Source organism: Pseudactinotalea sp. HY160 (assembly GCF_009372055.1).
Classification (GTDB): Bacteria; Actinomycetota; Actinomycetes; order Actinomycetales; family Beutenbergiaceae; genus HY158.
In genome coordinates this window covers 239,700-263,434 of record NZ_WHMT01000001.1, presented here as the reverse complement: position 1 = coordinate 263,434, position 23,735 = coordinate 239,700, and the positions used below count along the sequence as shown (strand labels likewise).

At 73.0% G+C, this 23,735-nt stretch carries 19 protein-coding genes and 1 pseudogene; 17 read left to right on the top strand and 3 right to left on the bottom strand.

What is annotated here, in order from left to right; translation table 11 throughout:
• Positions 1-394 precede the first annotated feature (394 nt).
• The 14 genes and pseudogenes from GCG21_RS01165 (at position 395) to GCG21_RS01105 (ending at position 14,970) form a co-directional block, all read left to right on the top strand.
• Positions 395-1,120, top strand: a complete 726-nt coding sequence (locus GCG21_RS01165) for a DUF4157 domain-containing protein (protein ID WP_227992857.1) — start codon at positions 395-397, stop codon at positions 1,118-1,120.
• 126 nt (positions 1,121-1,246) lie between these two features.
• Positions 1,247-2,794, top strand: a complete 1,548-nt coding sequence (locus GCG21_RS01160; RefSeq protein WP_152817442.1) for a phage tail sheath subtilisin-like domain-containing protein — start codon at positions 1,247-1,249, stop codon at positions 2,792-2,794.
• Positions 2,795-2,826: 32 nt separating this feature from the next.
• On the top strand, positions 2,827-3,276 hold the full coding sequence (locus GCG21_RS01155; RefSeq protein ID WP_152817441.1) for a phage tail protein: 450 nt from the start codon (positions 2,827-2,829) through the stop codon (positions 3,274-3,276).
• A complete protein-coding gene (locus GCG21_RS01150) occupies positions 3,273-3,731 on the top strand; it encodes a hypothetical protein (protein WP_153877353.1) in 459 nt (152 codons plus the stop codon). The genes GCG21_RS01155 and GCG21_RS01150 overlap by 4 nt, the downstream gene beginning before the upstream one ends.
• The gene (locus tag GCG21_RS01145; RefSeq protein WP_194928808.1) at positions 3,728-3,886 is read left to right on the top strand and encodes a DUF6760 family protein; all 159 of its coding nucleotides are present in this window, start codon (positions 3,728-3,730) and stop codon (positions 3,884-3,886) included. Before GCG21_RS01150 ends, GCG21_RS01145 begins: the two co-directional genes overlap by 4 nt.
• 2,459 nt (positions 3,887-6,345) lie before the next feature.
• Positions 6,346-7,302: a hypothetical protein gene (locus tag GCG21_RS17080; protein WP_152817440.1), complete on the top strand. Its 957-nt coding sequence runs from the start codon at positions 6,346-6,348 to the stop codon at positions 7,300-7,302.
• Positions 7,303-7,305: 3 nt separating this feature from the next.
• On the top strand, positions 7,306-7,731 hold the full coding sequence (locus GCG21_RS01135) for a phage tail protein (protein ID WP_152817439.1): 426 nt from the start codon (positions 7,306-7,308) through the stop codon (positions 7,729-7,731).
• A 19-nt stretch (positions 7,732-7,750) separates the two neighbouring features.
• A complete protein-coding gene (locus GCG21_RS01130) occupies positions 7,751-8,536 on the top strand; it encodes a peptidase M23 (RefSeq protein WP_152817438.1) in 786 nt (261 codons plus the stop codon).
• Positions 8,529-10,322 (top strand): VgrG-related protein, encoded by a 1,794-nt coding sequence (locus GCG21_RS01125; RefSeq protein ID WP_152817437.1) that lies wholly within the window; start codon positions 8,529-8,531, stop codon positions 10,320-10,322. Before GCG21_RS01130 ends, GCG21_RS01125 begins: the two co-directional genes overlap by 8 nt.
• 10 nt (positions 10,323-10,332) lie before the next feature.
• Positions 10,333-10,737 (top strand): GPW/gp25 family protein, encoded by a 405-nt coding sequence (locus tag GCG21_RS01120; RefSeq protein WP_152817436.1) that lies wholly within the window; start codon positions 10,333-10,335, stop codon positions 10,735-10,737.
• A gap of 2 nt (positions 10,738-10,739) precedes the next feature.
• Positions 10,740-12,692 carry a putative baseplate assembly protein gene (locus GCG21_RS01115; RefSeq protein WP_152817435.1) on the top strand — a complete coding sequence of 651 codons (1,953 nt, stop codon included), beginning with the start codon at positions 10,740-10,742 and terminating at the stop codon, positions 12,690-12,692.
• Complete coding sequence (locus tag GCG21_RS01110) at positions 12,692-13,231, top strand: phage tail protein (protein WP_152817434.1); 540 nt, start codon at positions 12,692-12,694, stop codon at positions 13,229-13,231. Before GCG21_RS01115 ends, GCG21_RS01110 begins: the two co-directional genes overlap by 1 nt.
• Positions 13,228-13,293: pseudogene (locus GCG21_RS17150) on the top strand (zinc ribbon domain-containing protein); the annotation flags it as partial. The gene GCG21_RS01110 and the pseudogene GCG21_RS17150, both read left to right, overlap by 4 nt.
• A gap of 444 nt (positions 13,294-13,737) precedes the next feature.
• Positions 13,738-14,970, top strand: coding sequence for a zinc ribbon domain-containing protein (locus GCG21_RS01105; RefSeq protein ID WP_152817433.1), 1,233 nt, complete (start codon positions 13,738-13,740; stop codon positions 14,968-14,970).
• Here GCG21_RS01105 and GCG21_RS01100 read toward each other — a convergent pair.
• The 3 genes from GCG21_RS01100 to GCG21_RS17145 all read right to left on the bottom strand — a co-directional run bounded on the left by GCG21_RS01100 (position 14,957) and on the right by GCG21_RS17145 (position 21,065).
• The gene (locus GCG21_RS01100) at positions 14,957-18,034 is read right to left on the bottom strand and encodes a BTAD domain-containing putative transcriptional regulator (protein WP_152817432.1); all 3,078 of its coding nucleotides are present in this window, start codon (positions 18,032-18,034) and stop codon (positions 14,957-14,959) included. The two genes, GCG21_RS01105 and GCG21_RS01100, sit on opposite strands and share 14 nt — an antisense overlap.
• Before the next feature lie 143 nt (positions 18,035-18,177).
• A complete protein-coding gene (locus tag GCG21_RS01095; RefSeq protein ID WP_152817431.1) occupies positions 18,178-20,403 on the bottom strand; it encodes an LLM class flavin-dependent oxidoreductase in 2,226 nt (741 codons plus the stop codon).
• Complete coding sequence (locus GCG21_RS17145; protein ID WP_370517185.1) at positions 20,400-21,065, bottom strand: LLM class flavin-dependent oxidoreductase; 666 nt, start codon at positions 21,063-21,065, stop codon at positions 20,400-20,402. The genes GCG21_RS01095 and GCG21_RS17145 overlap by 4 nt, the downstream gene beginning before the upstream one ends.
• 238 nt (positions 21,066-21,303) lie before the next feature.
• Between GCG21_RS17145 and GCG21_RS01085 the strand changes: the two genes are divergently transcribed.
• Genes GCG21_RS01085 through GCG21_RS01075 form a run of 3 tightly spaced genes read left to right on the top strand, consistent with a single transcriptional unit; the run spans position 21,304 to position 23,729 of the window.
• A complete protein-coding gene (locus tag GCG21_RS01085; RefSeq protein ID WP_152817429.1) occupies positions 21,304-22,215 on the top strand; it encodes a transporter substrate-binding domain-containing protein in 912 nt (303 codons plus the stop codon).
• A 21-nt stretch (positions 22,216-22,236) separates the two neighbouring features.
• On the top strand, positions 22,237-22,884 hold the full coding sequence (locus GCG21_RS01080; RefSeq protein WP_152817428.1) for an amino acid ABC transporter permease: 648 nt from the start codon (positions 22,237-22,239) through the stop codon (positions 22,882-22,884).
• Entirely contained in the window at positions 22,881-23,729 is an 849-nt protein-coding gene (locus GCG21_RS01075) for an amino acid ABC transporter permease (protein WP_153877343.1), read from the top strand. Before GCG21_RS01080 ends, GCG21_RS01075 begins: the two co-directional genes overlap by 4 nt.
• Positions 23,730-23,735 lie beyond the last annotated feature (6 nt).

Here is a 23,735-nt window from a genome sequence, read left to right as displayed (position 1 = left end):
CGTCTACGATCGCTTCCTCCCCGCGCCTTGAACTGGACACTTTGCCAAGCTAGCCTAAGAACCAGCGCGCCGTGGGACTTGCGGGCTTCGGCCTCCCCCCGCGGACATGAGCCATCGAGGGGCTCCGGTCCTTGCGACCGGGGCCCCTTGCTGCGGCTATCCACCGGCTCGGGCAGTGCGGCCCGTTCTTTCAAGGAACCGGGATGGTCACGAACGTATCGAACTGCTGGCGGATCTCGTCATCGAGCCCCGTGTTCAACGAGGGCGATGATCACGGGGCGCTTCACCCTCGCCTACCCGATCGGGCACCCGGCGCCTCCCGATGATCCGCCCGCCTGCCGTTCCCCAGCAGACGCTACAGAGTAATGCTGTCGGCCACAGTCACCCGGGAGGCATGATGCTCGAACACGGACCGCAGACCCCCGACCGGCCGCGCTCGGTGGGCACGGAGCGCGCGTCGCGCCCGGCCCGCAGCCCCGGCGCGACGAACGTGACGGCGCCTGCGTCCCCTCCCGCCGGGCTCGCCTCCTTCGATCCGGAGGTGCTCGGCGCCCGCGGCCTGCTCGACCTGCAGCGAAGCGCGGGGAACGCCGCGACCGAAGAGCTCATCGACGACGCGCGCTCACCGGTGCTCGACCTGCTCTCCTCCTCCAGCGGGTCCCCGCTCGAGGCCGGCACCCGCGCCGAGATGGAGACCCGGATGGGTCACGACTTCTCCGACGTGCGCGTGCACACCGGCGGCGCGGCCGACGCCTCGGCCCGGTCCGTGCAGGCCCACGCCTACACGGTCGGCTCCGACATCGTGTTCTCCGCCGGGCACTATCAGCCCGGCAGCGACTCCGGGCGGCACCTGCTCGCCCACGAACTCACCCACGTGGTCCAGCAACGCTCCGGGCCGGTCTCGGGCACTCCCACCGGCAGCGGCATCCAGCTGTCCGATCCGGGCGACCGGTTCGAGCGGGCGGCCGAGGCGAATGCGCACTCGGTCATGGCCCAGCCCCTCCAACGCGCGTCCGAGGAGACGGACCTGCTCGAGGACGAGGCGAGCTCCGCCGTCCAGACGCAGCGCTTCGTGCAGCGGGAGGAGGCCGGCGACGCGGTGGAGGACGAGGAGCTCTGAGCCGAGGGGTCGGGCGGCTGCCCGTTCGGGCGAGGTCCGCTTCCCCCGATCACGACCCCGGGAACCTTCGCCCGCGCGGTGGTTCGCGTCACAGTTCTCACACGCCCAAAGCCGTGAGGAGAAGAGATGCCGACCTACCTGTCACCAGGTGTGTACGTCGAGGAGGTCGAGGCGGGATCACGCCCGATCGAAGGTGTCGGCACTGCCGTCGCCGCATTCGTCGGACTAGCGGAGCAAGGCCCGGTCAACGAGCCCACGCTGGTCTCCAATTGGACCCAGTTCGCCGAGGCATTCGGCGACTTCATCCCGGGTTCCTATCTCGCCCATGCCGTCTACGGGTACTTCCAGAACGGCGGCGGGAACTGTTATGTCGTGCGCATCGGCGCCGAGCCGGCCGGGGGGTCCGGCAAGGGCTCCCGCAAGCAGATCACCGGCCCGCCCCAGCGTGAGCTCGCCGGCTTCCTCGTGACCGCGAAGGAGTCCACCACCAAGAAGATCTCGATCGCGGTCGAGGACTCGGCCGACGACAAGGCGGGCGAGGACAAGTTCAAGCTCGTGATCAAGGTCGACGGCAAGCCCGCCGAGACCTTCGACGGGGTGACCACCAAGAAGGGCGGCGACAACGTCGCCACGAAGGTGAGCGCCGAGTCGAAGATCATCACGATCGAGCAGGTCGCCCAGGGAAGCGCGGTGATGAAGCCGACGAAGGGCGAGGTGGAGCTCATCACGCCCGAGCCGGCGCCCGAGCCGCCGAGCACGGAGCGCCTCGGCGCGGACGACTACGTCGGAGACGCCGCCGAGCGCACCGGATTCGCGGGCCTCGAGGCGATCGAGGACGTGACGATGCTCGCCGTGCCCGATCTCATGGCCGCCTACGAGCAGGGTGCGATCGACCTCGAGGGCGTTCAGGCCGTGCAGCTGGCGATGATCTCCCACTGCGAGCTCATGGGCGACCGGATGGCGATCCTCGATCCGCCCCCGAACCTCAACGCCCAGCAGATCAAAGAATGGCGCGTCGACGGCGCGGGCTACGACTCCAAGTACGCGACGCTGTACTGGCCCTACATCAAGGTATTCGACCCGGCCTCGGGCGCCGCGACGTTCGTGCCGCCCTCGGGCCACATGGCCGGGGTGTGGGCACGCAGCGACGACACCCGCGGCGTGCACAAGGCCCCGGCGAACGAGGTGGTGCGCGGGGCGATCTCGCTGCAGACCACGATCACGCGGGCCGAGCACGACCTGCTCAACCCGGTCGGGATCAACTGCGTGCGCAGCTTCCCCGGCCGCGGTATCCGCATCTGGGGCGCCCGTACCCTCTCGAGCGATCCCGCCTGGCGCTACCTCAACGTGCGCCGCCTGTTCAACTACCTGGAGAAGTCGATCCTCATCGGCACCCAGTGGGTCGTGTTCGAGCCGAACGACGACGCGCTGTGGGCCCGGATCCAGCGCACCATCGCCTCGTTCCTGGTGAACGAGTGGCGCAAGGGCGCCCTGTTCGGGCTCAGTCCGGACGAGGCGTTCTACGTCAAGTGTGACCGTGAGACCAACCCGGCCGAGGCGATCGACGCCGGCCAGGTCCTCTGCCAGATCGGCGTGGCCCCGGTCAAGCCCGCCGAATTCGTCATCTTCCAGCTCGCGCAGTTCTCCGGCGGCGCCAGCCTCGTCTCCGAATAGGCCGGAATCTACTCGAGAAGGAGTGAATCGACATGCCATTACCAGACGCGATGGACGTCGCCCCGGCCTATTCGTTCAGCGTGACGATCGACGGTGTGCAGGTCCCCTACGTCATGGAGGTCTCGGGCCTCAAGGCCGAGGTCGACAAGGTGACCTACCAGCATCAGGCGGCGGACGGAAAGTTCATCACCCGCCAGATGATGGGCAGGCAGAAGCCCGGCGAGTTCACAGTCAAGCGGGGGCTCACCGATTCGAAGACGATCACCGACTGGCTCAAGGCCGTCATGGGCGGGGATCTCGCCGGATCGCGGAAAACCGCCGAGGTGGCGATCTACTCCTCGGACGACACGATCGTGAAGAAGCTCAGCTACCGCAACTGCTGGGTCAAGGACGTCGAGGTGAGCGGCACCCTCAAGGCCGGCTCGACCGACCCGATCGCCGAGTCGTTCACGGTCTGCTGGGATGAGATGGAGTTCCAGTGAGACGAGGCTCCCCTCCGGAGCTCGCCGAGGCTCCGACTGCACTCCCGGTCCAATCCGTGCAGTCGGAGCCCTCGCCGCGGGAGACCCTGCGCACGGAGTTCGACTTCGTGCTGCCGCGGGGGTATCTCGATGCGGACGGGGTCCTGCACCGGGAGGGCACGATGCGCCTGGCCACGGCCCGGGACGAGCTCATGCCCGCCTACGACGCCCGTGTTCAGGAGAATCCGGCGTTCACCACCGTCGTGCTGCTCGGGCGGGTCGTGACCTCGCTCGGGACCCTCGGCAGCCTGGGCCCGTCGGTGGTGGAGAACATGTTCGCCTCCGACGTCGCGTTCCTGCAGGACCTCTACCGGCGGGTCAACACCGAGGGGCACACCCGGGCGGCCGTCACGTGCCCGGACTGCTCGCACCGGTTCACCCTCGATCTCTCGGACGGTCGCCTGGGGGAATCGTGACGTACGCGCCCAAGCAGATCTACGAGGAGGTCGCGTACGTGGCTTATCACTTCCATTGGCCGCAGGATGACATCCTCGATCTCGAGCACGGCCAGCGGCTGCGCTACGTGCACGAGATCGCGGCCATCAACCGGCGGATGTCGCAGGAGGTCTGATGCGCTGGCCCTGGCAGAGGCGGACGGAGGAGCCCTCGGGCGGCGCCCAGCCCGCCGGTTCCCGCATGCCCGGCACTGTGCCCGCTGGGACGGCTGGGCCACCCCCGATGGGGTGGGCACACCTGCCGCCGTTGCAGCGTTCGCTCGCGCCGTCCACGTCCATGGAACTCGGGGGCTCGTCCTGGACGACCCTCGGCCGTTCCCCGCTGGTCACCGGCACGATGAGTCACCTCGTCTCCTCGTCCGGTCCCTCGGGCGTCGTCGACGGCGACGGGGTCGGCCTCGGAACGGCCGCGGAGTCCGTCACCGCCGTCACCGCCCGTGAGGTGGACGTGCCGGTCGTGAGCCGCAGTGTCTCGCCCGCCGTGGCGCGCCGCGACCCGCTCGCGCTGCGGTCGCCGTTCCTGAGCGCAGGGACGACGGCCCTCCCCCGCACGAGCTACCCCACCGGGGAGGAACTCACCCTGGCGCCCTCCCCCGGCGTCCACGGTTCCGCCGAGCTCGCAGCGGAGGACGGCACCGGCCACCCCGGGCGGAGCACGCCCTCGACCCCGACCGCCGCCACGCCCCCGGGGCAGCCGGTTCAGCCGGTTCAGCCGGGGCAGCCGGTTCAGCGTTCGGTCGAGGAGGCCGGCCCCGTGACGGCGATGTCGCTCGGCGATATCGCGGCCGTCGCAGCCCAGGCCGCGCTCACCGGACAGACGGATGTGCCGATCGCACCGGTCGATGCCGCACCGGTCCTCGGCGCACCCACGGAGCGGACGGGTCCGGCCGCCCAGCGCAGCGCCGCGGACCGGCCTCCGCTCCCCCGGGTCGACCCCTCCCGGCCGCACGCTCCCGGTCTCGGCGCGCCCCTGCGCCCGAGCGCTCCGGCCCCCCGGCATGTGCCCACCCCGAAGAATCCCACGCAGCAGAAGCCCACCCGGGACGTACCCGCGCAGCGCTCCCCCGCGCCGGAGCACTCGGGTCCCGGGCCTGCCCGGGAATCCAGCACCCCGAGTGCCCACGTGGGGTCCGTGCCGGCCGCTCCAGCCACTCCGGCCCCGGTGCAGCGCCGAGCGGAGTCGGCCGGGATCGCCGGCGCTGTCGAGGTCGCCCGGGTCGCCGGGACCCCCGCGGACGCGAGCGCTGCCGTGGTGCGCGTGGAGCCACCCGGCGCGCCGGTCGCCGCCGACCAGACCCTGCTGCAGCCTGCCGTACAGCGGAGCAGGAGCTCCGCCGCGACCGAATCGGCGGTGGTGCCCGCGCCGGCTGTGCCGGCACCCGCTGTGCCGCCGGCTTCCGAGGCAGCTGCGCTCGAGTCGCCGGCTTCCGAGGCAGCTGCAGGACCCGGCGAGAGCCAGGTGTTCCCGCCGCAGTCCACCGCGATATCGCTTCCGGGAACACGAGCGATCCCCGTCACCGGCGTCCCGGCCGGGCCGGCCGGCAACTCCCCCGCCACGCCGACCACCGCGACCCGAATGCCGGTGCAGCGCTCCGCGACGGCCCCGAACGTCTCCGGGGCCGCATCCTCCCCCACGTCCGGGCACGGAGCCCCGGCAGTGTCGCCGCCGGTGCCGCCCCGTTCCACCCGTCCAACGACTGGATCGCGATCGCTTGGGGAACCTCGACGGAGCCCGGGCTCAGCACCGATCTCGACACCCGGCTCCGTATCGGGCTCGTCGCCCGGCCTCCCCGTCGCACGCTCGGTCGCGCCCGGTTCGACCGAGGCTGCGAGTTCCCGCGATGCGACCAGTTCCGCCGGTTCGACCGGTTCGACTGGTTCGACTGGTTCGACTGGTTCGACCGGTTCGAGCCCCGCCGTGGATCGGCCCAGCGCTCCGGCCCCGTCCGCGGACGTCACGATCTCACGATCTGTAGCGTCCTCAGAGTCGGCAGAGGCGGCAGAGGCGGCAGAGTCGGCAGAGGCCGCGATTCTCGCCGATCGCCCGCCGGCCCTCCCGCTCGACGAGTCCGGATCGGCCGGCCCCGGCCCCCCGGCCGGCCCCCCGGCCGGCCCCCCGGCCGGCTCGATCGACTCGATCGGCCCGATCGGCCTGGACGGCTCGGTCGGCCCGGACGGCTCGATCCGGCAGTCAGCCGCCACCGCTCCTGTCGCCCCCACCGCTCGGGTGCAACGAACGACGGAACGGTCCCGGCCGTCCGGCTCCCCGGACACGTCCGTGACAGGTCCGTCCGTCCCTCCCGGTTCGCGGCCGCCCACCGCATCTGCAAGCGGTCATTCGGGCGTAGCCAATTCGCCGGCGACGTCTCCGGCAACGTCGCCGGCGGCGCCGGCGAGCGGTGCTCCCGGCCGAGGCCCCGGCGGCACCACGCTCGGGGCCCCGGTCGTCGCCCGCGCCGCGCACCTCCCCACTCCTCGCGCCACGGCTGCGGTGACCCCGTCATCGACCCGCCCGCATACAGCAGGCACAGCAGGCACAGCAGGCACGGCGAGCACAGCGGGTCCCGCTCCCGTCGTGCTCAGGGCCCTGACCGACCGTGCTCCGACCGGCCACGCGCTGACCGACCGGGCCCCGGGCGATCCGGCGCCGGCCACCCGAGCCGACCCGGCCGCCCGACCCGACCCGACCACCCGCGCCGACCTGCCCACCGGTCGCCTGTCCGCCGGCGGACCGTCCACCGTTGTCCGTTCCACCGGTGGCGCGGGCTACCGGGAGAGCGCGTCGTCGAGGACGGCCCGCACCACGGCACCCGGCACCACGGCACCCGGCCCCATGCCACCCGGCACCACGGCGCTCCTCACGCGCACCGCATCGATCCAGCGCACCGCCCCCGAGTCACGGCCACTGCTCTTCGCGCCGGGCACGAGCCCGCCCCTCGCCGGGGCGATGACCACCCTGCAGCGCTCCGGCACGCCGCTGGACGAACCGGCCTCGCTCCCCCTCACCACCGACACGGCCTCCCCGCCTTCGCCGCTCTCCCCGGCCGCGCCGCTCTCCCCGGCCGCGCCGCTCTCACCCTCCGCGTCGTCGTCGTTCACGCCGGACAGCCCGGTATCGCTCGCCCGGTCCGTGCCCCCGGGCGCCGTGCTCGCAGGCCCCGTGCCCCCGGTCCAACACACCGCGAGGCCGTCCCCGCGGCCGGCGGAGGCGCTGGACGTCGTCCAGCGGGCACCCGCCCGTGGCCCGTCACGGCCGAGCTCGCCGCCGCCGCGGCCGTTGCCGCAGCCGCCACAGCCACAGCCACCGCAACGTCCAGAGACCGCGGCGCCCGCGGATCCGCCCCCGACCGGGACCCCGAGTGGTCCCGAGTCGCAGCAGCCGACCGCCGAGGAGGGTGCCGCCCGGGCGGAGATGGCGCCGCAGGAGCTCGACCTGCTCGCCGGCCAACTGCTCGATCCGCTGCTCCGGCGGCTACGCCAGGAGCTCCTGCTCGACCGGGAACGGCGCGGGCACCGCGTCGACAGGAGGTGAGACATGCTCGCAGACACCGACACCGCGGTGACGATCCAGTTCCTCGTGAGCATCGACAATCAGCAGCTCGGCACGTTCACAGGCTGCGAGGGCCTGGGCGCCGAGGTGTCCCTGGAGACCCATCAGGAGGGCGGGAACAACCAGTTCACCTGGCAGTTCCCGAGCCGGATCAGTTACCCCACGATCAAGCTCACCCGACCACTCGGTGCGGACACGAGCCGGATCGCGACCTGGATCACGGGGATCACCCGCGGCTATCAGCGCCAGACCGCGACCATCAAGGCGATGACCACGAACGGAACCCTCGTGGCCCAGTGGGGCCTCGACGGGGTGGTGCCGGTGCGCTGGTCGGGGCCCTCCTTCAGCCCGGACTCCCCCCAGATCGCGACCGAGACCCTCGAGATCGCCCACCACGGGTTCATCTCGTGACGAGTCGAAGGAGACCACGATGCCCGTAGCGATCCAGAACGTCACCACCTCCACCGGGTCGGGCGGCGGCGCCGCGCCGCCGACCCGGTTCGAGAAGGCGTACCTGCAACTGTACGAGCCCTCCCGTGACGGCACCCTCTCCCAGCCCGGCGGGCGGCTCGAGCGGGTGGACTTCCAGTTCAACCCCACCCACCTGACCGTGGCGAAGTCGGCGCGTTGGGCCCGGGCGACCGGAACGGGCAATCAGAGCAGCGGCCCGCCGCAGTATCAGGGTCCCGAACCCTCGAAGCTCGACCTCGAGTTGTTCCTCGACGCCTCGGCCACGCAGGACAACTCCGTGGTGTCGAAGGTCGAGCTGCTGCTCGGCTGCTGCGTGCCCACCCGGTCCTCCCACTCCCAGGACCGGGACTCCCCGCCGTGGGTCATGTTCCGCTGGGGCGGCATCACGAGCTTCCTCGCCTACGTCTCGAAGGTGAGCGCGAAGTACACGATGTTCTCCTCCGGCGGCCTGCCGATCCGGGCGGCCGTCACCCTGACCCTCGAGGAGCTCTCCGGCAGCACCCCGGGCCAGAACCCGACCTCCGGCGGGCTCGTTCCCCGGCGCGCCCACGTCATGGTCGAGGGCGACACGCTCGCCGCCCTCGCCTACCAGGAATACGGCACGGCCGCACTGTGGCGCAAGGTCGCCCAGGTCAACGGCATCGACGACCCGTTCCGGGTACGGGTCGGCACCACCGTGCTGCTTCCGGCCGCCGAGGAGCTCACCGGCGCCCCCGCCGATCGTGAGGGGGCCGGCCGTGCCTGAGGGCTTCTCGTACGCCGTCGTGGTCAAGGTGGACGGGCGCCCGCTGCCGGCGCAGGTCGCCGAGCGCATCACCGAGGCGTACGTCGACGACTCGGTGCATCTGCCCGCCCTCGTGCACCTGCGCTTCTCGGATCCGCACGACCGGGTGCTCTCGACCGCCTCGATCAAGATCGGGGCCGCACTCGAGGTCGCCGTGCAGTCGAGCCGCCCCGGCCCGCCCGAGCCGCTCATCACCGCGACCGTCACCGCGCTCGAACGGGAGATCGACGCCCGGGGCCAGTACACGATCGTGCGCGGGCTCGATCACCGGCACAAGCTTCAGGGCGCCACGAAGGTCACGAGTTTCACGGACCAGAAGGTCTCGGACATCGCGACGACGGTCGCGCGGGCGGCCGGGCTCACCTGCAAGGCATCCTCGATCGGTCCGATCTACCCGCACGTGCTTCAGGACGGACGATCCGATTGGGACTTCCTGTGCCGGCTCGCCGCGGACCACGGCGCCGTCATCGCCATGGAGGGCACGACCCTCACGTTCGGCCAGCCCACGAAGGCCGCCACGGCGGCGGGCGGCCCGACCGAGATCGACGTCGCGGACCAGGTCATTCACCTGCGCAGCACCGTGACCGCGAGCGGTCAGGTCCAGGACACCGAGGTCCACGGCTGGGACCCCAAGGCGAAGCAGGCCGTGGTCGGGCGGGCGCCGGCCGCGTCCACGAGCGCGCAGCTGAGCCAGAGCCCCGCGACCCTCGGCCGCAGCGGTGGCACCCAGCTGCTCAGTGCCCCCGGCCTCGTGAGCCAGGCCCAGGCGGAGGCCCGCGCGAAGGCGGAGATGGCCGCCCGCGCCGGCGGCTTCGCGGAACTGGATGCGCGGCTGCGCGGCAACCCGGCCCTGCACGCCGGCACCGCGATCACGCTCAAGGGTGCGGGCGCCGCCTTCGACGGCATGTACGCGCTCACCGCCGCACGGCACACGTTCGATGCAGTGAACGGCTACGTCACGGACGTGACGGTGGCCGCCGCCTCGGAGCGGTCCGGCTACGGCGTCGTCTCCGCCGGGAACGGCGCCGCGGCCACGGAGCATCCGGCTCATCGAGGCCTGCTGCCGGCGATCGTGACCGACCTGAACGACCCCGAGAAGCACGGCCGCGTGCGGGTCAAGTTCCCGACGCTCGACGACGCCGAACAGAGCTGGTGGGCGCGGGTCATGCAGACCGGCGCGGGCGCGAAGCGCGGCGGTGTCGTGCTGCCCGAGGTGAACGACGAGGTGCTCGTGGCCTTCGCGGACGGGGACGCCCAGTCCCCGTACGTGCTCGGGGGCCTGTACAACGGCAAGGACCAGCCGCTCACCGGATGGCCCCAGACCCTCAACTCCCGCGGGCAGGTGATCCGCCGGTCGTTCACCTCCCGCACGGGGATGTTCATCGAGATGTTCGAGGACGAGGGCGGGGCGACGCTCACGATCGCCACGAAGAACTCCGACCAGCGCCTCATCCTCACTCAGTCCCCGCAGGGCGGGATCGAGCTCGCATCCACGGGGCCGATCGACATCAAGGCGGACGGCGCCATCGCGATCGAGTCGAAGCAGAAGCTCTCGCTGGCCGGGATGGACGTGGCGATCAAGGCGAACGCCGGCCTGACCATGGAGGCGACGGGCGCCGCCAAGCTCACCGGTTCGACGGTGGCGGTCGAGGCGCAGGCGACCGCGACCGTCAAGGGAAACGCGTCGGCCGAGTTGAGCTCGAGCGGGCAGACGGTCGTGCGCGGGTCGATCGTGCGGATCAACTAGGAGGGCTGAGATGGCAGAGGACTTCATCGGCTCCGGCTGGGCGTTCCCGGTGCGCACGAGCCGCACCGGGAGCATCGCGCTCACCTCGGGCGAGAACGAGATCGAGGAGAGCATCCGCCTCATCCTGGCCACCGCTCCGGGCGAGCGGCCGATGCGCCCCGAGTTCGGCTGCGGGGTGCACGACTACGTGTTCGCCCCCGCCGACGCGGGGACCGCCGGGGACATCGCCTACGCGGTCCGGGTCGCCCTCGAACGCTGGGAGCCGCGGATCGACCTCGAGGGGGTCACGGTGAGGTTCGACGCCGCGGCCTCCGGGGTGCTCTACATCGACATCAGCTACTCCCTGCGCGGGAGCAACGACCCGCGCAACCTGGTGTTCCCGTTCTACGTCATCCCCGACCACGAGGAGGCCTGATCATGCTGCCCACGCCCCATCTCGACGATCGCCGGTTCCAGGACCTGGTCGACGACGCCAAGCGGCGCATCCAGGCGACCTGCCCGGAATGGACCGACCACAACGTGTCCGACCCCGGCGTGACCCTCGTGGAGACCTTCGCGCACATGGTCGACGAGCTCTCCTACCGGCTCAACCGCGTGCCCGACCGGCTCTTCGTCACGTTCCTCGAGCTCATCGGCGTGCAGCTGCAGCCGCCGTCGGCGGCCCGGGCCGACCTGACGTACTGGCTCTCGGCGCCCCAGCCGGAGGAGGTCCGCATTCCCGCGGGGACGGCGGCATGCACGCCCCGCGAGGAGAACGAGGATCCCGTGGTGTTCGCCACGACCCACGATCTCGTGGTTCCGCCCCGCACCCTCACGCACGTGCTCGTCGAACAGGCGGACGGCGACCCCTCCTCCCGGGATGCGAACCTGCGCGAGGGGGATCGGTTCTCCGCGTTCACCCCCGCCCCGCCGCGCGTCGGCGACGCGCTGCTCGTCGGCCTCGACGACGCGGCCCCGGGCTGCATCGTGTCGATCCACATCGACGCCCAGGTCGAGGGACGCGGGGTGGACCCGCGGTTCCCGCCGCTGCGCTGGGAGGCGTGGGCCGAGGGCGGGTGGCGAGAGTGCGAGCTCGACTCGGACGGCACGGGCGGGCTCAACCGGTCCGGCGAGGTGGTCCTGCACCTGCCGGCCCTGCACGAGACCTCGGTCATCGCCGGCGAGCGCGCCGGCTGGCTGCGGTGCCGCGTGATCGAGCCGGATCCGGGCTATCCCACGTACAGCGCCTCCCCGACGATCGCCGCGATGAACGCCGTGACGGTCGGCGGGACCGTGCCCGCCGTGCACGCCGAGACGATCACCGAGGAGATCCTCGGGCTGTCGGAGGGCACCCCCGGCCAGGTGTTCCGGCTCGCCCACGCACCGGTCGTTCCCGGCGACGGCCCGTTCGTGCTCGAGGTGGCGGCCGGCTCCGGCTGGCGGGAGTGGACCGAGGTCGACTCCTTCGCCGGCCTCGACGCCTCCGCGACCGTGTTCCGGCTCGACCGGGCCACCGGGGAGCTCCACTTCCCGCCCGCGGTACGGGAGGCGGACGGCTCCCTGCGAACCTACGGGGACACTCCGCCCAAGGGTGCGCCGATGCGGGTTCCCTCCTACCGCACCGGCGGCGGGCCGCGCGGAAACGTGGCCGCCCGGACCGTCGTGGTCATGAGCGACCTCATTCCGCTCGTGAGCCGGGTGGAGAACCGGCGTGCCGGCTTCGGTGGCGTGGCCGCCGAGACCGTCGATCAGGCCATGATCCGCGGGCCGATCACCCTGCGCACCCGAGACCGGGCGGTGACCGCGGAGGACTACGAGGAGCTCGCGCGGCAGGCGGCGCCGTCGATCGCCCGGGTGCGCTGCGTCGTCGCCGATGGCGAGGACGACCGCGGCGGGGTACGCCTGCTCGTCGTGCCCGCCGCCGTCGCCGACGACCAGGGCCGGCTGGCGCTCGAGGATCTCATCCCCTCCGAACGGGCGCTCGCGCGGATCTCGTCGTATCTCGACGAGCGGCGGCCGATCGGTGCGCGGCTACTCGTGGAGCCGCCGTTCTACCAGGGGGTCACGGTGGTGGCGCGGATCCTGGCGCGCCCGCGGGCCGATTCCGCCCGACTCGAGGCCGAGGCGGTCCGCGCGCTCAACTACTATTTCGATCCGCTCACCGGCGGTCCCGACGCCACGGGGTGGCCGTTCGGGCGGCCCGTGCAGGCGGGCGAGGTCTACGCCGTGCTGCAGCGTCTGCCCGGCCTCGACCTCATCGAGGACGTCAAGGTGTTCGGTGCCGATCCCCTCACGGGCAAGCGGGGCGAGCCGACCGAGCGGATCGCCATCGATCAGCACGGTCTCGTGTTCTCCTACCAGCACCAGGTGCGGGCGATGGGTGGCCGGTGATGCGCGGCCGGCTCCCGGGCGTTCCGAGCCCGTTCCCCCTGATCGAGCGGCTGCCGGCCGTGTACCAGGACGACGACTTCCTCCGCCGGTTCCTCGCCGCCTTCGACGAGTCGCTCGCCCCCCTCTTCCTCAGTCTCGACGGGCTCGGGGCCTACGTGGACCCCGAACTCGCGCCGGAGGACTTCCTCACCTGGCTCGCCACCTGGGTGGGCATCGAGGTGGACGCTGCCTGGGACGTCGAGCAGCTGCGCCAGGTCGTCGCCGGCGCCGTGCGACTGCACGCGCGCCGCGGCACGGCTGCCGGCCTGCGCGCCGCCCTCGACCTCCTCGTCGACGGGGAGGTGGTGGTGACGGAGAACGGGGCGGCCGCCTGGTCCACCTCGTTCGGAGCGGACGTGCCCGGTGACCCCGTCCCGCGCCTGCACGTGCGGGTGACCCCGAGGCCGGGCGGTTCGGTGCGTGCCGACCGACTCGAGGCCCTCGTGACCGAACTCAAGCCCGCCCATGTTCCCCACACCGTGGAGGTGGTGAGCCCATGACGACCTGCCCGGCATGCGGTGCCCGCAACGAGGACGGCGAACTCTTCTGCGGGAACTGCGGCGTCTACCTCGAATGGGACGACCCGACCAGCACGACCAGCACGACCAGCACAGTTGACACAGTCGGCACGACCAGCACAGCCGACACAGCTGACACGGCGAGTACCCGGGGCTCCCACGGCTCGACCGGCGCGCCGGCCCCCGCGGCGTCCGTGCCCGAGTCGGGGAGTGAGTCGGCCGCGAGTGCGACGAGTGCACACTCGCCTGCACCTCCACCGCCGCCGTCCCCGGCCCCGGCCACCCCTCCCCGGGCGTCCGCTGTGCCAACCGAGCCCGCTGTGCCGACCGAGCCGGCTGTGCCGACCGAGCCCGCCGAGCCCGAGCCGGGGCCCGCGGCCACTGGGCAACCCGAGCGACCCGAGCGACCCGGGCGTCGCGCGGGTGGCACGGCGGCCTCCGCCCTGCGGCCTGGCCCGCTCGGCTCCTCGGTCCCGCATGTCCCCGGCATGTCCTCCCCGGCCGGCAGCGCCCGCAGCTCCGCCTCCCAGGCCGGGTACGAGGCGACCTCGAAGGCCGCCTCCTCGCTCGGCCTGCCGCCGGCGATGACCGGGCGGGCCACCTCGGCGTTGAGTTCCCTCGGGCGGGGTGCCCGGCGCCGCCGGGACGACCGGAAGAAGGCCGACGATCAGGTCCCCCAGTCCCCGGCCGAGACACAGGTGGCGGCACCGACGAGACACGCGGCCGAGGAGACGGCGGCGCCCGCGGCCGCGCCCGAGGAGGTGTCGTCCCCGGCGACCTCCGACGCGGTGGCGCGCGACGCCGCGTCGGAGCAGGCGGTCGTGCCCACGCCGGTCGCCCCCGTCCGGCCCGCCCCCGTCCAACCCGCCGGCGTCCAACCGGCCGTACCCGCCCCGGTCCGGCCCCAGGCACCGAAGCCGCGTCGGCACGTCGAACCGGCCCCGGCGGAGGAGCCGCCGCCGGCCCCCGGAGACCTCATCTGTGGCGCCTGCGGGGCCGGGAACGCGCCCCACCGCAAGTTCTGCCGCCGCTGCGGAGCGAGCCTGATCGATGCTCCGGTCCAGGGCCGGCTCAGCCGGCGGGAGCGGCGCAGGCTCCGCCGGAGCCGCCGTCGCGCGGGCCCGACGGCGGGGACCCGGCCGACGACCCGGCGGCGCCGGTTCCCGGTGAAGACGGTCGTGGTGCTCGTGATCCTCGCCCTCGCGGGCACCGCCGGATGGATCTACCGCTCGAGCCTGGCCACCGGCTACAACGTGGTGCTCGACCGGGTCAACGGCAATCAGGTGTTCAACCCCTCCGCGGCGACCGCCTCGAGTTCGCAGAAGGGGCACGGGGCGGACCTCGCCCGGAACGGGGTGAACACCGACTATTGGGCTCCGGAGGCCACGGGCGGCGGGGACGGGGAATGGATCGAGTTCACCTTCGACGAACCGTTCCGGCTCGTGCACGTGCTGCTCACCTCGGGTGCCTCGACGCAGGACAAGGAGCGGCTCGCGCAGGCACGGCCGAGCAAGGTGCGCTTCAGCGCGACCACGGGCGACGGCACCCGGCAGATCAAGGACCTGCCGGTCGAGGACGTGGGAACGGCGCAGGAACTCCTGCTCCGGTTCGACGACGTGACGACGCTGCGGATGACCGTGCTCAGCTCGTATCCACCGGCGGACAAGGATCCCGCGGACGCGCGGGTGGCGGTGGCGGAGGTGGAGTTCAGAGGTCGATGACCTCGTGCACGCCGAGCTCCCCGAGCATGTCACGGTAGGCGCGCGCGGCGCGTTCGGCCGCGGCGGGTTCACCTGCTCGGCGCAGGGCGGCGACCTGGAGCCGCCAGGCGTCGTCGCGGTAGTGGTCGATGTCGATGCTGCGCTGGGCGGTCGCGACCGCCGCCGACCAGCGGGTGGCGTCGAAGTGGAGCCGGGCGAGCTCGGAGGCGGCCTCGGCGGCGCTCGCGCGGAGACGTTCGCGGTGTTCCTGCACCCACTCGGCCGCGCCCTCCTCGGGGAACAGGTCGCCGCGGTAGAGCTCGACCGCATGGGCGAGCTGCGTCAGCTCCTCCTGGGCGTCCCGGGCGAGGCGGGCGACCTTCGCCTCGTTCAGCGCCGCCTCGAACTCGCGGACGTCGACGTGCGAGCCCGGCGCGAGATTGAGGCGGTAGGCCTCCCCGGTGCGTTGGATGATGCGGCTCGCCCGCCCGGGCACACCGGGCTCGATCGCCGATCGGAGCGTGGACAGACTCACCTGGAAGTTCCGCATCGCCGAATCGGAGTCGAGGTCGCCCCACAGGGCGTCGGCGATCGCGTCCCGGTGAACCTGGCGGCCCGCATGGATGCCGAGGAACTTGAGCAGCGCCCGGGCGCGGGGCCGCAGCCGGCTCAGGTCGCCGGCCCGGCCGTCGACCGCGAACGCGAAGCCGCCGAAGCAGCTCATCCGCACCCGCGGTCCCGCATCGTGCTCGCCCTGTCGGGACCCTGTCGCCGTGGATGCGCCGCGTGTCTGGCCGGGCGGCCCGGGTGGCCCGGGCGGCTCGGGCGGCTCGGGTGGTGTGAACGGTGTGGGCGGCGGTTCGTGCGGGGCGAACCATTCCCAGGGCCGCAGCCCGAGGTCCACGTCGATGGCGGCGCCGCGAGCGAGCGCCAGGTAGTCGTCCCGGCGTGCGGGATCGGCGTGCCGGAGCGCGGCGTAGGCGAACGGGGCGGCCCCGGGAACGGCGGCATGACGCACCGCGTCCTCGGCCCCGCGGGCGAGCCGGTCGGCGTCCGGCAGCCCCTGGGAGGCGGCCATGAGGGCCCCGATCGACTCGCACCACACGGCGAGGGTCGCGGCGTCCATGCTGCGCAGTCGCTGGCCGAGATCGAGGAGGTCACCGGCGCGGCCGCGATCGTGCCGGCACTGCGACAGGAGGGTCACCATCGCGATGAGCGCGCCCGCACCCCGGTCGCCGCGGGCCTCGTGCTCGGCCACGAGTGCCACGAGGTCGCGGCGGGTGCGGGACTGACCGAGCGCGAGCGAGAGGCCCGTGGCGAGCCGCGCCAGCCAGGTGAGGCCGAGCCGGCCCGTGTCGGCGGCGATGTCGTCGAAGCGGGAGGCCGTGCTCTCGTCCGGTCCGCGCAGCAGCGCCCGGATCGTCACGAGCGCGAGGCTCGCCGCGTGCCCGGAGGGGGCCTCGGGATCGGCCGCGGCCACGAGTGCGCTGAGCACGGCCGTCGCGTCGATGCACCGGCCGGCGAACGCGAGGGCGAGGCCTTCGACGAGTCGGCCGGCCGGCCCATCGACCTCGCGAGCCGCCCGGGCCGCGGCGAGCGGGTCCCGCCGGACGGCCGCGCGCAGCAGGTGGCCCCACGTCGGGTTCGGGCTCGGCGTCGCGGTGGGATCGCGCCAGGCCGCCACGTCGGCGATGATCCGATCGCAGATCCGCCTGCCGACATCCTGGGTGAACGCCTCGCGGGCCCTGCGGGCCTCGAGGTCGGCGGCGGCGAGCCGGCCGTCGTTGTACAGCCGGCGGGCCTCGGCCACTCCGCACCAGGGATCGGCCTCCGTGAGCCAGCGCGGGAGCAGCGGGGCCCACGTGCTCGGGCCGCCACCGGCCTCGGTGCCGCCGACGATCCGGTGGCCGTCGTGGCGCAGCAGTTCGCGCACTCCCTCCCAGTCCTCGCCCCGGGCGCGGGCACGGAGGGCCTCGACGTTCGCCCGCTCGGCCTCGAGCAGGTCGGCGACCATCCGGTACCAGGCGTGCGTCGCCTCGGCCCCCAGCTCCTCGCGCAGCATCGTCTCCAGGTGGCGCCGCAGCACGTCGTGGTAGTGGAAGGTCACCCCGCCGTCGAGGGTCGTGGTGAACGCCTGCCGGTCGGTCAGGTCGCGCAGGATGCGCTGGGAGTCGGTGATCCCCAGGAGCAGATCGCACCGGCGGGCCGTGAGCACGTCGAAGACCGAGGTCCGCACGAGGAACTCCTGCGTGGCGGCGGGCAGCGTGGCGAGCACCTGCTCGGAGAGGTAGCGCTGCGCGTAGCGGGGCCGGGCGGCGAGCGCCTCGACGGCTCGGCGCCGGTCGACGTGCTGATGGCCGACGGTCGCCAGGTGGAACAGCTGGAGTGCGGCCGCCCACCCCTGGGTGTAGCGCGTCAGGGCCGCCACGTCGTGCGGGGGCAGCGGCGCGCGATGGACCTGTTGGAAGAGCTTCTCCACCTCCCACGTGCGGAAGCGCAGGTCGTCGCCGGTGAGCAGCACGACCGGGGGCAGCTCGCTGCGGGCCATGTTCACGCGCGGGAACACCCGGGACCCGAGCAGGAAGCGGATGTTGGGCGGGGCGAGCAGGATGAACCGCTCGAGCTCGGCGGTCATGGCGCTCTCGGCGATCGCGTGCAGGTCGTCGATCACGAGCAGGAGCCGGCCGGGATGGTCCCGCAGGAGCCGGGCCAGTTCGGCCACGTCGGCGGGCGCGGCCCCGTTCGGGCGCACATGCGCGCCGAGGGCCTGCCACAGCCAGTCGAGGAGCCGTCCGGTCGCCGCGGAGACGTCGAGCCGGCACCACGCCACGGGCATCGCCGCAGACTCCGCCCACTGGGCCATGAGCGTGGTCTTCCCGCTGCCGGCCGGGGCGACGAGCAGGCCGAGGTGATCGCGGGCGACCGGGTCGAGCCGGCGCAGCAGTTGTTCCCGGCGCAGCCCGACCACCGAGGCCGGGACCGGGTTCGTCGGCGGCGACATCCCGGGCTGCGCCGGTGGGACGGGGTCACCGAGTGCGAACGAATCGGGTTCCGGCCTCGCGGCGGGCACCTCGCTGGCTGTCATAGCACCGCCAGTCTCCCACGGGCGTCCGATCCCCGGGAATGGCTCCGGCCCGTGGGACGGCCTCATGTTCACCCGCCGCCTCACCCCGCGCTCACCCCCGGGCGGTGCTCGCTCGCGCCCCGGCCCACCCCCGTCCCGCCTGCCTATCGGGGCGGCTCGCCGGGGGCACGCGGTTCGATGTTGAAGTTGTCGCGGAACACGTTCTCCGGGTCGTAGCGGCGCTTGAGGTCGCGCAGCCGGGCGAGGGTCGCCGGCGGGAACGCCTCGGCCAGTCGCTCGGGGCTGCGATCGGTCTCGAAGCTCAGGTACAGGCCCACGAAGTGGGAGCGCATCGGCTCCCACAGCGGGTCGAGCCGGGAGGGGGTCCCCATCGCCAGTACGGAGAACTGGGCGCTGCGATGTGCGAAGGCCGTCTCGTGCGGTGCGACGTCCGTGGTCGCGCCCCCGAGGGCGCGGATCTGGAAGAAGTAGGTGCCGCCGCCGCGCAGGAGCAGCTCGGCGTCGCGGGCGAAGTCGGCGCTCACGCGGGTGAGCAGCCCGGACCGGGCGGCGGGCTCGCCGGAGCCCGCATGCCCCGTGCGGGGGCCCGCGCTCACGAGGGCGTCGTAGGGCAGGAGCGCGACCTGCCGGTCGACCATCGGGGCCACGGCGGCCAGCGGCTGCAGCCGGGAGACGATCGTGTCGGGATCGTCGGAGTCGACCACGGTCATCGTCTGCGCGAGGAAGCGGCCGTCCCGCGAGCCGCCCATGAGCAGGAAGCTCGTCACCTCCCGCGGGGACGCCTCGACCGCGGCACCCCACCGCTGCAGGAAGCCCGCGATGTCCGCGGTCACGTCGAAGACGAGCCGGCCGAAGCCGATCTCGCCGACCTCCGCCACCTCGAACTCGAACGCGACGGCGATGCCGAAGTTGAATCCGGCCCCGCGCATGCCGAAGAACAGGTCCGCCTTCTCGCTCTCGCTCGCCCGCACCCGGGAGCCGTCGGCGAGGATCACCTCGACCGCGCGCAGCCGATCGATCGTCAGCCCGTGCGCGCGGGAGAGGAACCCGATGCCGCCGGCGGTGGCGAGCCCGCCCACGCCGACCCCGCCGGAGTCGCCGGAGCTGAGCGCCCAGCCGTGGGGGCGCAGGGCGGCCGCCACGTCGCCCCAGCGGGCCCCGGGCTCGATCCGCACGAGCCGGGTGCGTTCGTCGAGCACGTCGATCGAGCGCAGGTGGCCCAGGTCGATGACGATCCCGCCGTCGTTGGTCGAGCGGCCGGAGAAGCCGTGACCGCCGCTGCGCACCCCGAGGTCCACGGGCTGGGTGCGTGCCCACTCGAGCGCGAGCGCCACCTCGCCGGCCGAGCGCGGCCGCAGCACGAGACCGGGCGCGCCCCCGCGGACGTAGTTCGAGCGCACCGCCCCGTAGCCGGCGTCGCCGGGTTCGACCGCGTCGGCCCGCAGGGCGGTCGGAACGGCGTCGTAGTCGATCCCCTCGCGGCGCCGGCGCCGTACCCGCGTGGGGACGACGGAGCTCACCCGGGTGCCGGCCCGTGTCCGCCGCGTAGCCGCCGCCGCCCTCACGGCGGGCACGACGACCCGCGCGAATCGCTCGGCACCGGCGACGTCGCCGGTCGCGAGCAGGATCGTGGCGACCCCGCCGTCGACGATGAGCGCCACCAGGTCCGCCACCCGCGGGTGGGGGCCGCCTCCTCGCCCGGTCAGGTCGGGCACATCCGTCAGCGTGAGAATGCGCCGGACCTCCCGGGGGTCGCGGCCCGCTGCGATCGCGGCAGTATCGATCGCCTCATGGGCGCCGGTGAGCCGGTCGAGGCTCATGATTCCGGCCGGGACGAGCCAGCCATCTGCGTGGCGGCCGACGAGGTCGAGCTGCTCCGGTGAGTCGCCGCTCAGGTGGATGGGGAGGTGGTGCGCCGGTGCGGGCCCGCGCTCGGCGCCGGCGACCCGGTGGCGGGAGCCGTCGGCGTGCAGCCGGCCCGGCCGGCCGGCGTCCCACATGCCGCGGATGATCGTCAGTGCCTCGACGAGCTCGGAGTCGTCGGCGTCCTCACCGGTCAGGCCGGCCTCGACCCGGCCGCCGCCGAGGAGGTCGAGGCTCGCGATGGCCCGGGCAAGCACGGCGGCGTTGTGATCGGCGGTGCGCACACCGGTGGCGGCGAGGCGGATCCGGCTCGTGCGTCCGGCGATCCAGCCGAGCACGGTCCAGGGCTCGGCGGGGCCGCCGGCATCCGCCTCGGGGTTCCCCACGGTGACGAGGTCGAGGCCCGCCTCCTCCGCGAGCCGTGCGAGGCGGACCGGCGCGTGCGGGTCCTCGGTGCCGGCCTCGAGCGCGAGCCCGAACTCCAGCGGGTGGCCGTAGTCGGTCATGCGCGTGCGCCGGCGACGAGCTCACGGACCGCGGGGGCGACCTCCCGGCCGAAGACGGTCAGGTCGGTCGGGTCGTCGCTGCCGAGGATGAACGCGCTCGTTCCGTACTCGGTGGCGAGCTCCGCGAGCTGCTCGGCCCACTGCTGCGGCGTGCCGGCGAACATGCCGGGCGCGCGCCGTCCGGAGAAGCGCCCGCCGATGTTGAGGAGGCGACGAATCGCCGCGGGGGCGCGACCCACGGAGGCGGCCGCGTCGTCGATACGCTCATTCGCCTCCCCGATCGCGGTCACGGCCTCGCCGGGGGTGAGCCGGTCGACGCCCAGGGCGACCATCGCGTCCCAGAACGCGCCCGTGCCGAGCCCCAGTTCCACGCGGCCGCCGCTGAGGAGGTCGAGGGTGGCGACGGAGCGGGCGAGCACGGCCGGGTTGCGCAGCGGCACGTTGAGCACGTTCCCGGACAGGTGGATCCGACTCGTGCGGGCGGCGACGTGGCTCAGCAGGGTCCACGTGTCGAGGAAGGCCGGCTGGTAGGGGTGATCCTGGAACGTGACGAGGTCGAGCCCGACGGCCTCGGAGTGTTCTGCCAGCGCGACCACCTCCTCCGGCGCCCGGTTCGAGGGCGTGAGGAACGATCCGAAGAGCAGGTCGTGGCCGTAGTCCACCGCGGGGTCCGTTTCGTCGCAGGTCGTCGTGAGGGCGTGGGGTGCGATCGGTCCAACGCCGGGCCGGGCCCGTTCCTTCCCGCTCGTCGTCTCACATCGCGGACGACGTCTCGAATTCCGAAGCCGCGGGCCGCTTCGCTCCCCCGCGGCCGGGGCGGATGCGTACCCTTCGAAGACGTGCGCACCGATGAGGATGCGACCCGGATGCGGTGTCCGGTCACAGAGCGAGGAGAGACAGATGAGAAGAACCCGCACCCCCCTGGCGGTCCTGGCCGTCGCGGCCATGACGGCCGTGTCCCTGGCGGCCTGCTCTGCCGAGGATTCCGGCGGCGGTGACGCCTACACGGAGCTCATCGGCTCGGGACCGGTCGCCGACGACGCCACGGTCGAGGCCAACGAGTGGGCCAGCGGCGTGCGCGAGGCCGGTGTGCTCGAGGTCGGCGGCACCGAGACCTCCGAGCTCTTCTCGTTGCTCGACCCCACGAGCGGCGAGGCCCGCGGCTTCGACGCCGCGATCTCTCAGCTGCTCAGCCGATACATCCTCGGCGAGGTGAGCACGGACCTGCAGCAGGTCACGGTGGACACCCGCGAGTCGCTGCTCGAGCAGAACACGGTCGACACGGTCATCGCCACGTACTCGATCACCCCCGAGCGAGCCGAGCGGATCGCCTTCGCCGGCCCGTACTACAGCTCCCAGGCGGGGATTCTGGTCACGAAGGACAACGAGGAGATCACCTCGATCGCGGACCTCGCGGGCAAGAAGGTGGCCACCCAGGCGAACTCCACCGGCGTCACGCTCCTCGAGGAGGAGGCGCCCGAGGCGGAGATCGTCGCACTGCCCGACCACGCCCAGGCCCTCGCCGCCGTGCAGCAGGGCAACGCGGACGCCTACGTCATCGACGAGACCCTCCTCCTCAACGCCGTCGTGGCCGAGGACGACGTCAAGCTCGTCGGCGAGGCGTTCGGTCCGCGTGACCTGTACGGCATCGGCGTGAACTCCGACTCGGACGCGGTCGACTTCATCAACGAGTTCCTCACCCAGATCACCGACGACGGCACGTGGGCGAAGGTGTGGCAGCTGACGATCGGCGACCGCACGGGCCTGGACACCCCGCCGGCGCCGCCGACGCCCGGGGACACCGGCCTGTGACAGGCGGGGAGTGAGGATGCGATGGGCGTTCTGATCGAGCACTACGTGCCGACGCTCGCGTCGGCGCTGTGGCTCACCCTGCGCATCACCGGGATCTCGTTCGCCGGGGCGCTCGCGGCCGGCACGATCCTCGCCGTGTTCCGGATCAGCCCGATACCGCCGCTGCGGGCGGTGGGTTCGGTCTACGTGGAGATCTTCCGCAACGTCCCGCTCGTGGCGCTCGTCGTGCTGGTCGTGTACGGCCTGCCCGACATCGGCTTCAATCCCGGGTTCCTGCCCGGGGTCATCCTCGCCACGACCGCCGTGGGCACCGCGTTCGCGTGCGAGACCCTGCGCACCGGGATCAACACGGTCGGCGCCGGCCAGGTGGAGGCGGCCCGGGCGATCGGGCTGTCCTTCCTGGGGATCATGCGGCACCTGGTCGTCCCGCAGGCGGCCCGCTCGGTCGTGGGCCCGCTCGTGACCCTGTTCATCGGGATCCTGCTCTCCTCCTCGATGGCCGCCGTCGTGGGCCAGCCCGACCTGACCTACACGGCCTCGCTCATCAACTCGAAGGAGGCCCTCGGCCTCGTCACCTTCGGCGTCGTCGCCGTGATCTACGCGGTCATCTCCCTCCTCGCGGCCGGAATCGGCTCGCGGGTCGAGGCGCGGGTGCAGGTGCTCAGGTGAGCGCCCACGCCGTCTTCGACACGGCCGGGCCGCGGGCCCGCCGGTGGATCCGCCTCCTCACCTGGCTCTCGCTCCTCGCGCTCGCGGGCCTGGCGGCCTTCGTCGTCTACCGCTTCTCCGCCTCGGGGGCGCTCGCGCCCTCGAAGTGGCGCACGTTCACCGAGCCGGGCACGCTGCGCTACCTCGGTGTTGCCTTGAAGAACACGATGGTGGCCGCCGCGGTCGCCGGCCTCATCTCGGTGCCCGCGGGGCTGCTGCTCGCGCTCGGGCGCCTCTCGCACCTCCCGCCGCTGCGGTGGCCGTGCATCGCCTTCATCGAGCTCTTCCGGGCGATCCCGGTGCTGCTGGTCATCTACGTGTTCATGTTCGCGCTGCCCGCGTACGGGATCAACGCGAGCCGGTTCGCCCAGCTCGTGCTGCCGATCTCGTTGTGCGCCTCGGCCGTCATCGCCGAGGTGTTCCGGGCCGGCATCCTCGCCCTTCCCCGCGGGCAGACCGAGGCGGGCCTGACCATCGGGCTCACCCCGGGGCAGACGTTCCGTTCGATCGTGCTGCCGCAGGCCCTGCGGATCGTCATCCCCTCCCTCGTGGCGCAGGCGGTCATCGTGGTCAAGGACACGGCGTTCGGCTACGTCGTCTCCTACGCGGAGCTGCTGCAGAGCGGCCGTGTGCTCATCGCGAACACGGGCGATCTCGTGCAGACCTACCTCGTGGTCACGATCGTCTACATCGTCGTCAACGTGCTCATCTCGGCGGCCGCCCGGGCCCTCGACCGGCGCATGGGCCGCGCGGGCGCCCGGCGGCTCTCCCTCGCCACCCCTCGCCGGATCCTGTTCGGCCGCTGAGGCCCC

Excerpts from the sequence above, each read along its gene's own strand:
- GCG21_RS01165 (WP_227992857.1), top strand. The coding sequence starts at position 395 with ATGATGCTCGAACACGGACCGCAGACCCCCGACCGGCCGCGCTCGGTG.
- GCG21_RS01160 (WP_152817442.1), top strand. The coding sequence starts at position 1,247 with ATGCCGACCTACCTGTCACCAGGTGTGTACGTCGAGGAGGTCGAGGCG.
- GCG21_RS01155 (WP_152817441.1), top strand. The coding sequence starts at position 2,827 with ATGCCATTACCAGACGCGATGGACGTCGCCCCGGCCTATTCGTTCAGC.
- GCG21_RS01135 (WP_152817439.1), top strand. The coding sequence starts at position 7,306 with ATGCTCGCAGACACCGACACCGCGGTGACGATCCAGTTCCTCGTGAGC.
- GCG21_RS01130 (WP_152817438.1), top strand. The coding sequence starts at position 7,751 with ATGCCCGTAGCGATCCAGAACGTCACCACCTCCACCGGGTCGGGCGGC.
- GCG21_RS01120 (WP_152817436.1), top strand. The coding sequence starts at position 10,333 with ATGGCAGAGGACTTCATCGGCTCCGGCTGGGCGTTCCCGGTGCGCACG.
- GCG21_RS01115 (WP_152817435.1), top strand. The coding sequence starts at position 10,740 with ATGCTGCCCACGCCCCATCTCGACGATCGCCGGTTCCAGGACCTGGTC.
- GCG21_RS01110 (WP_152817434.1), top strand. The coding sequence starts at position 12,692 with ATGCGCGGCCGGCTCCCGGGCGTTCCGAGCCCGTTCCCCCTGATCGAG.
- GCG21_RS01105 (WP_152817433.1), top strand. The coding sequence starts at position 13,738 with ATGTCCTCCCCGGCCGGCAGCGCCCGCAGCTCCGCCTCCCAGGCCGGG.
- GCG21_RS01100 (WP_152817432.1), bottom strand. The coding sequence starts at position 18,034 with ATGACAGCCAGCGAGGTGCCCGCCGCGAGGCCGGAACCCGATTCGTTC.
- GCG21_RS01095 (WP_152817431.1), bottom strand. The coding sequence starts at position 20,403 with ATGACCGACTACGGCCACCCGCTGGAGTTCGGGCTCGCGCTCGAGGCC.
- GCG21_RS01085 (WP_152817429.1), top strand. The coding sequence starts at position 21,304 with ATGAGAAGAACCCGCACCCCCCTGGCGGTCCTGGCCGTCGCGGCCATG.
- GCG21_RS01080 (WP_152817428.1), top strand. The coding sequence starts at position 22,237 with ATGGGCGTTCTGATCGAGCACTACGTGCCGACGCTCGCGTCGGCGCTG.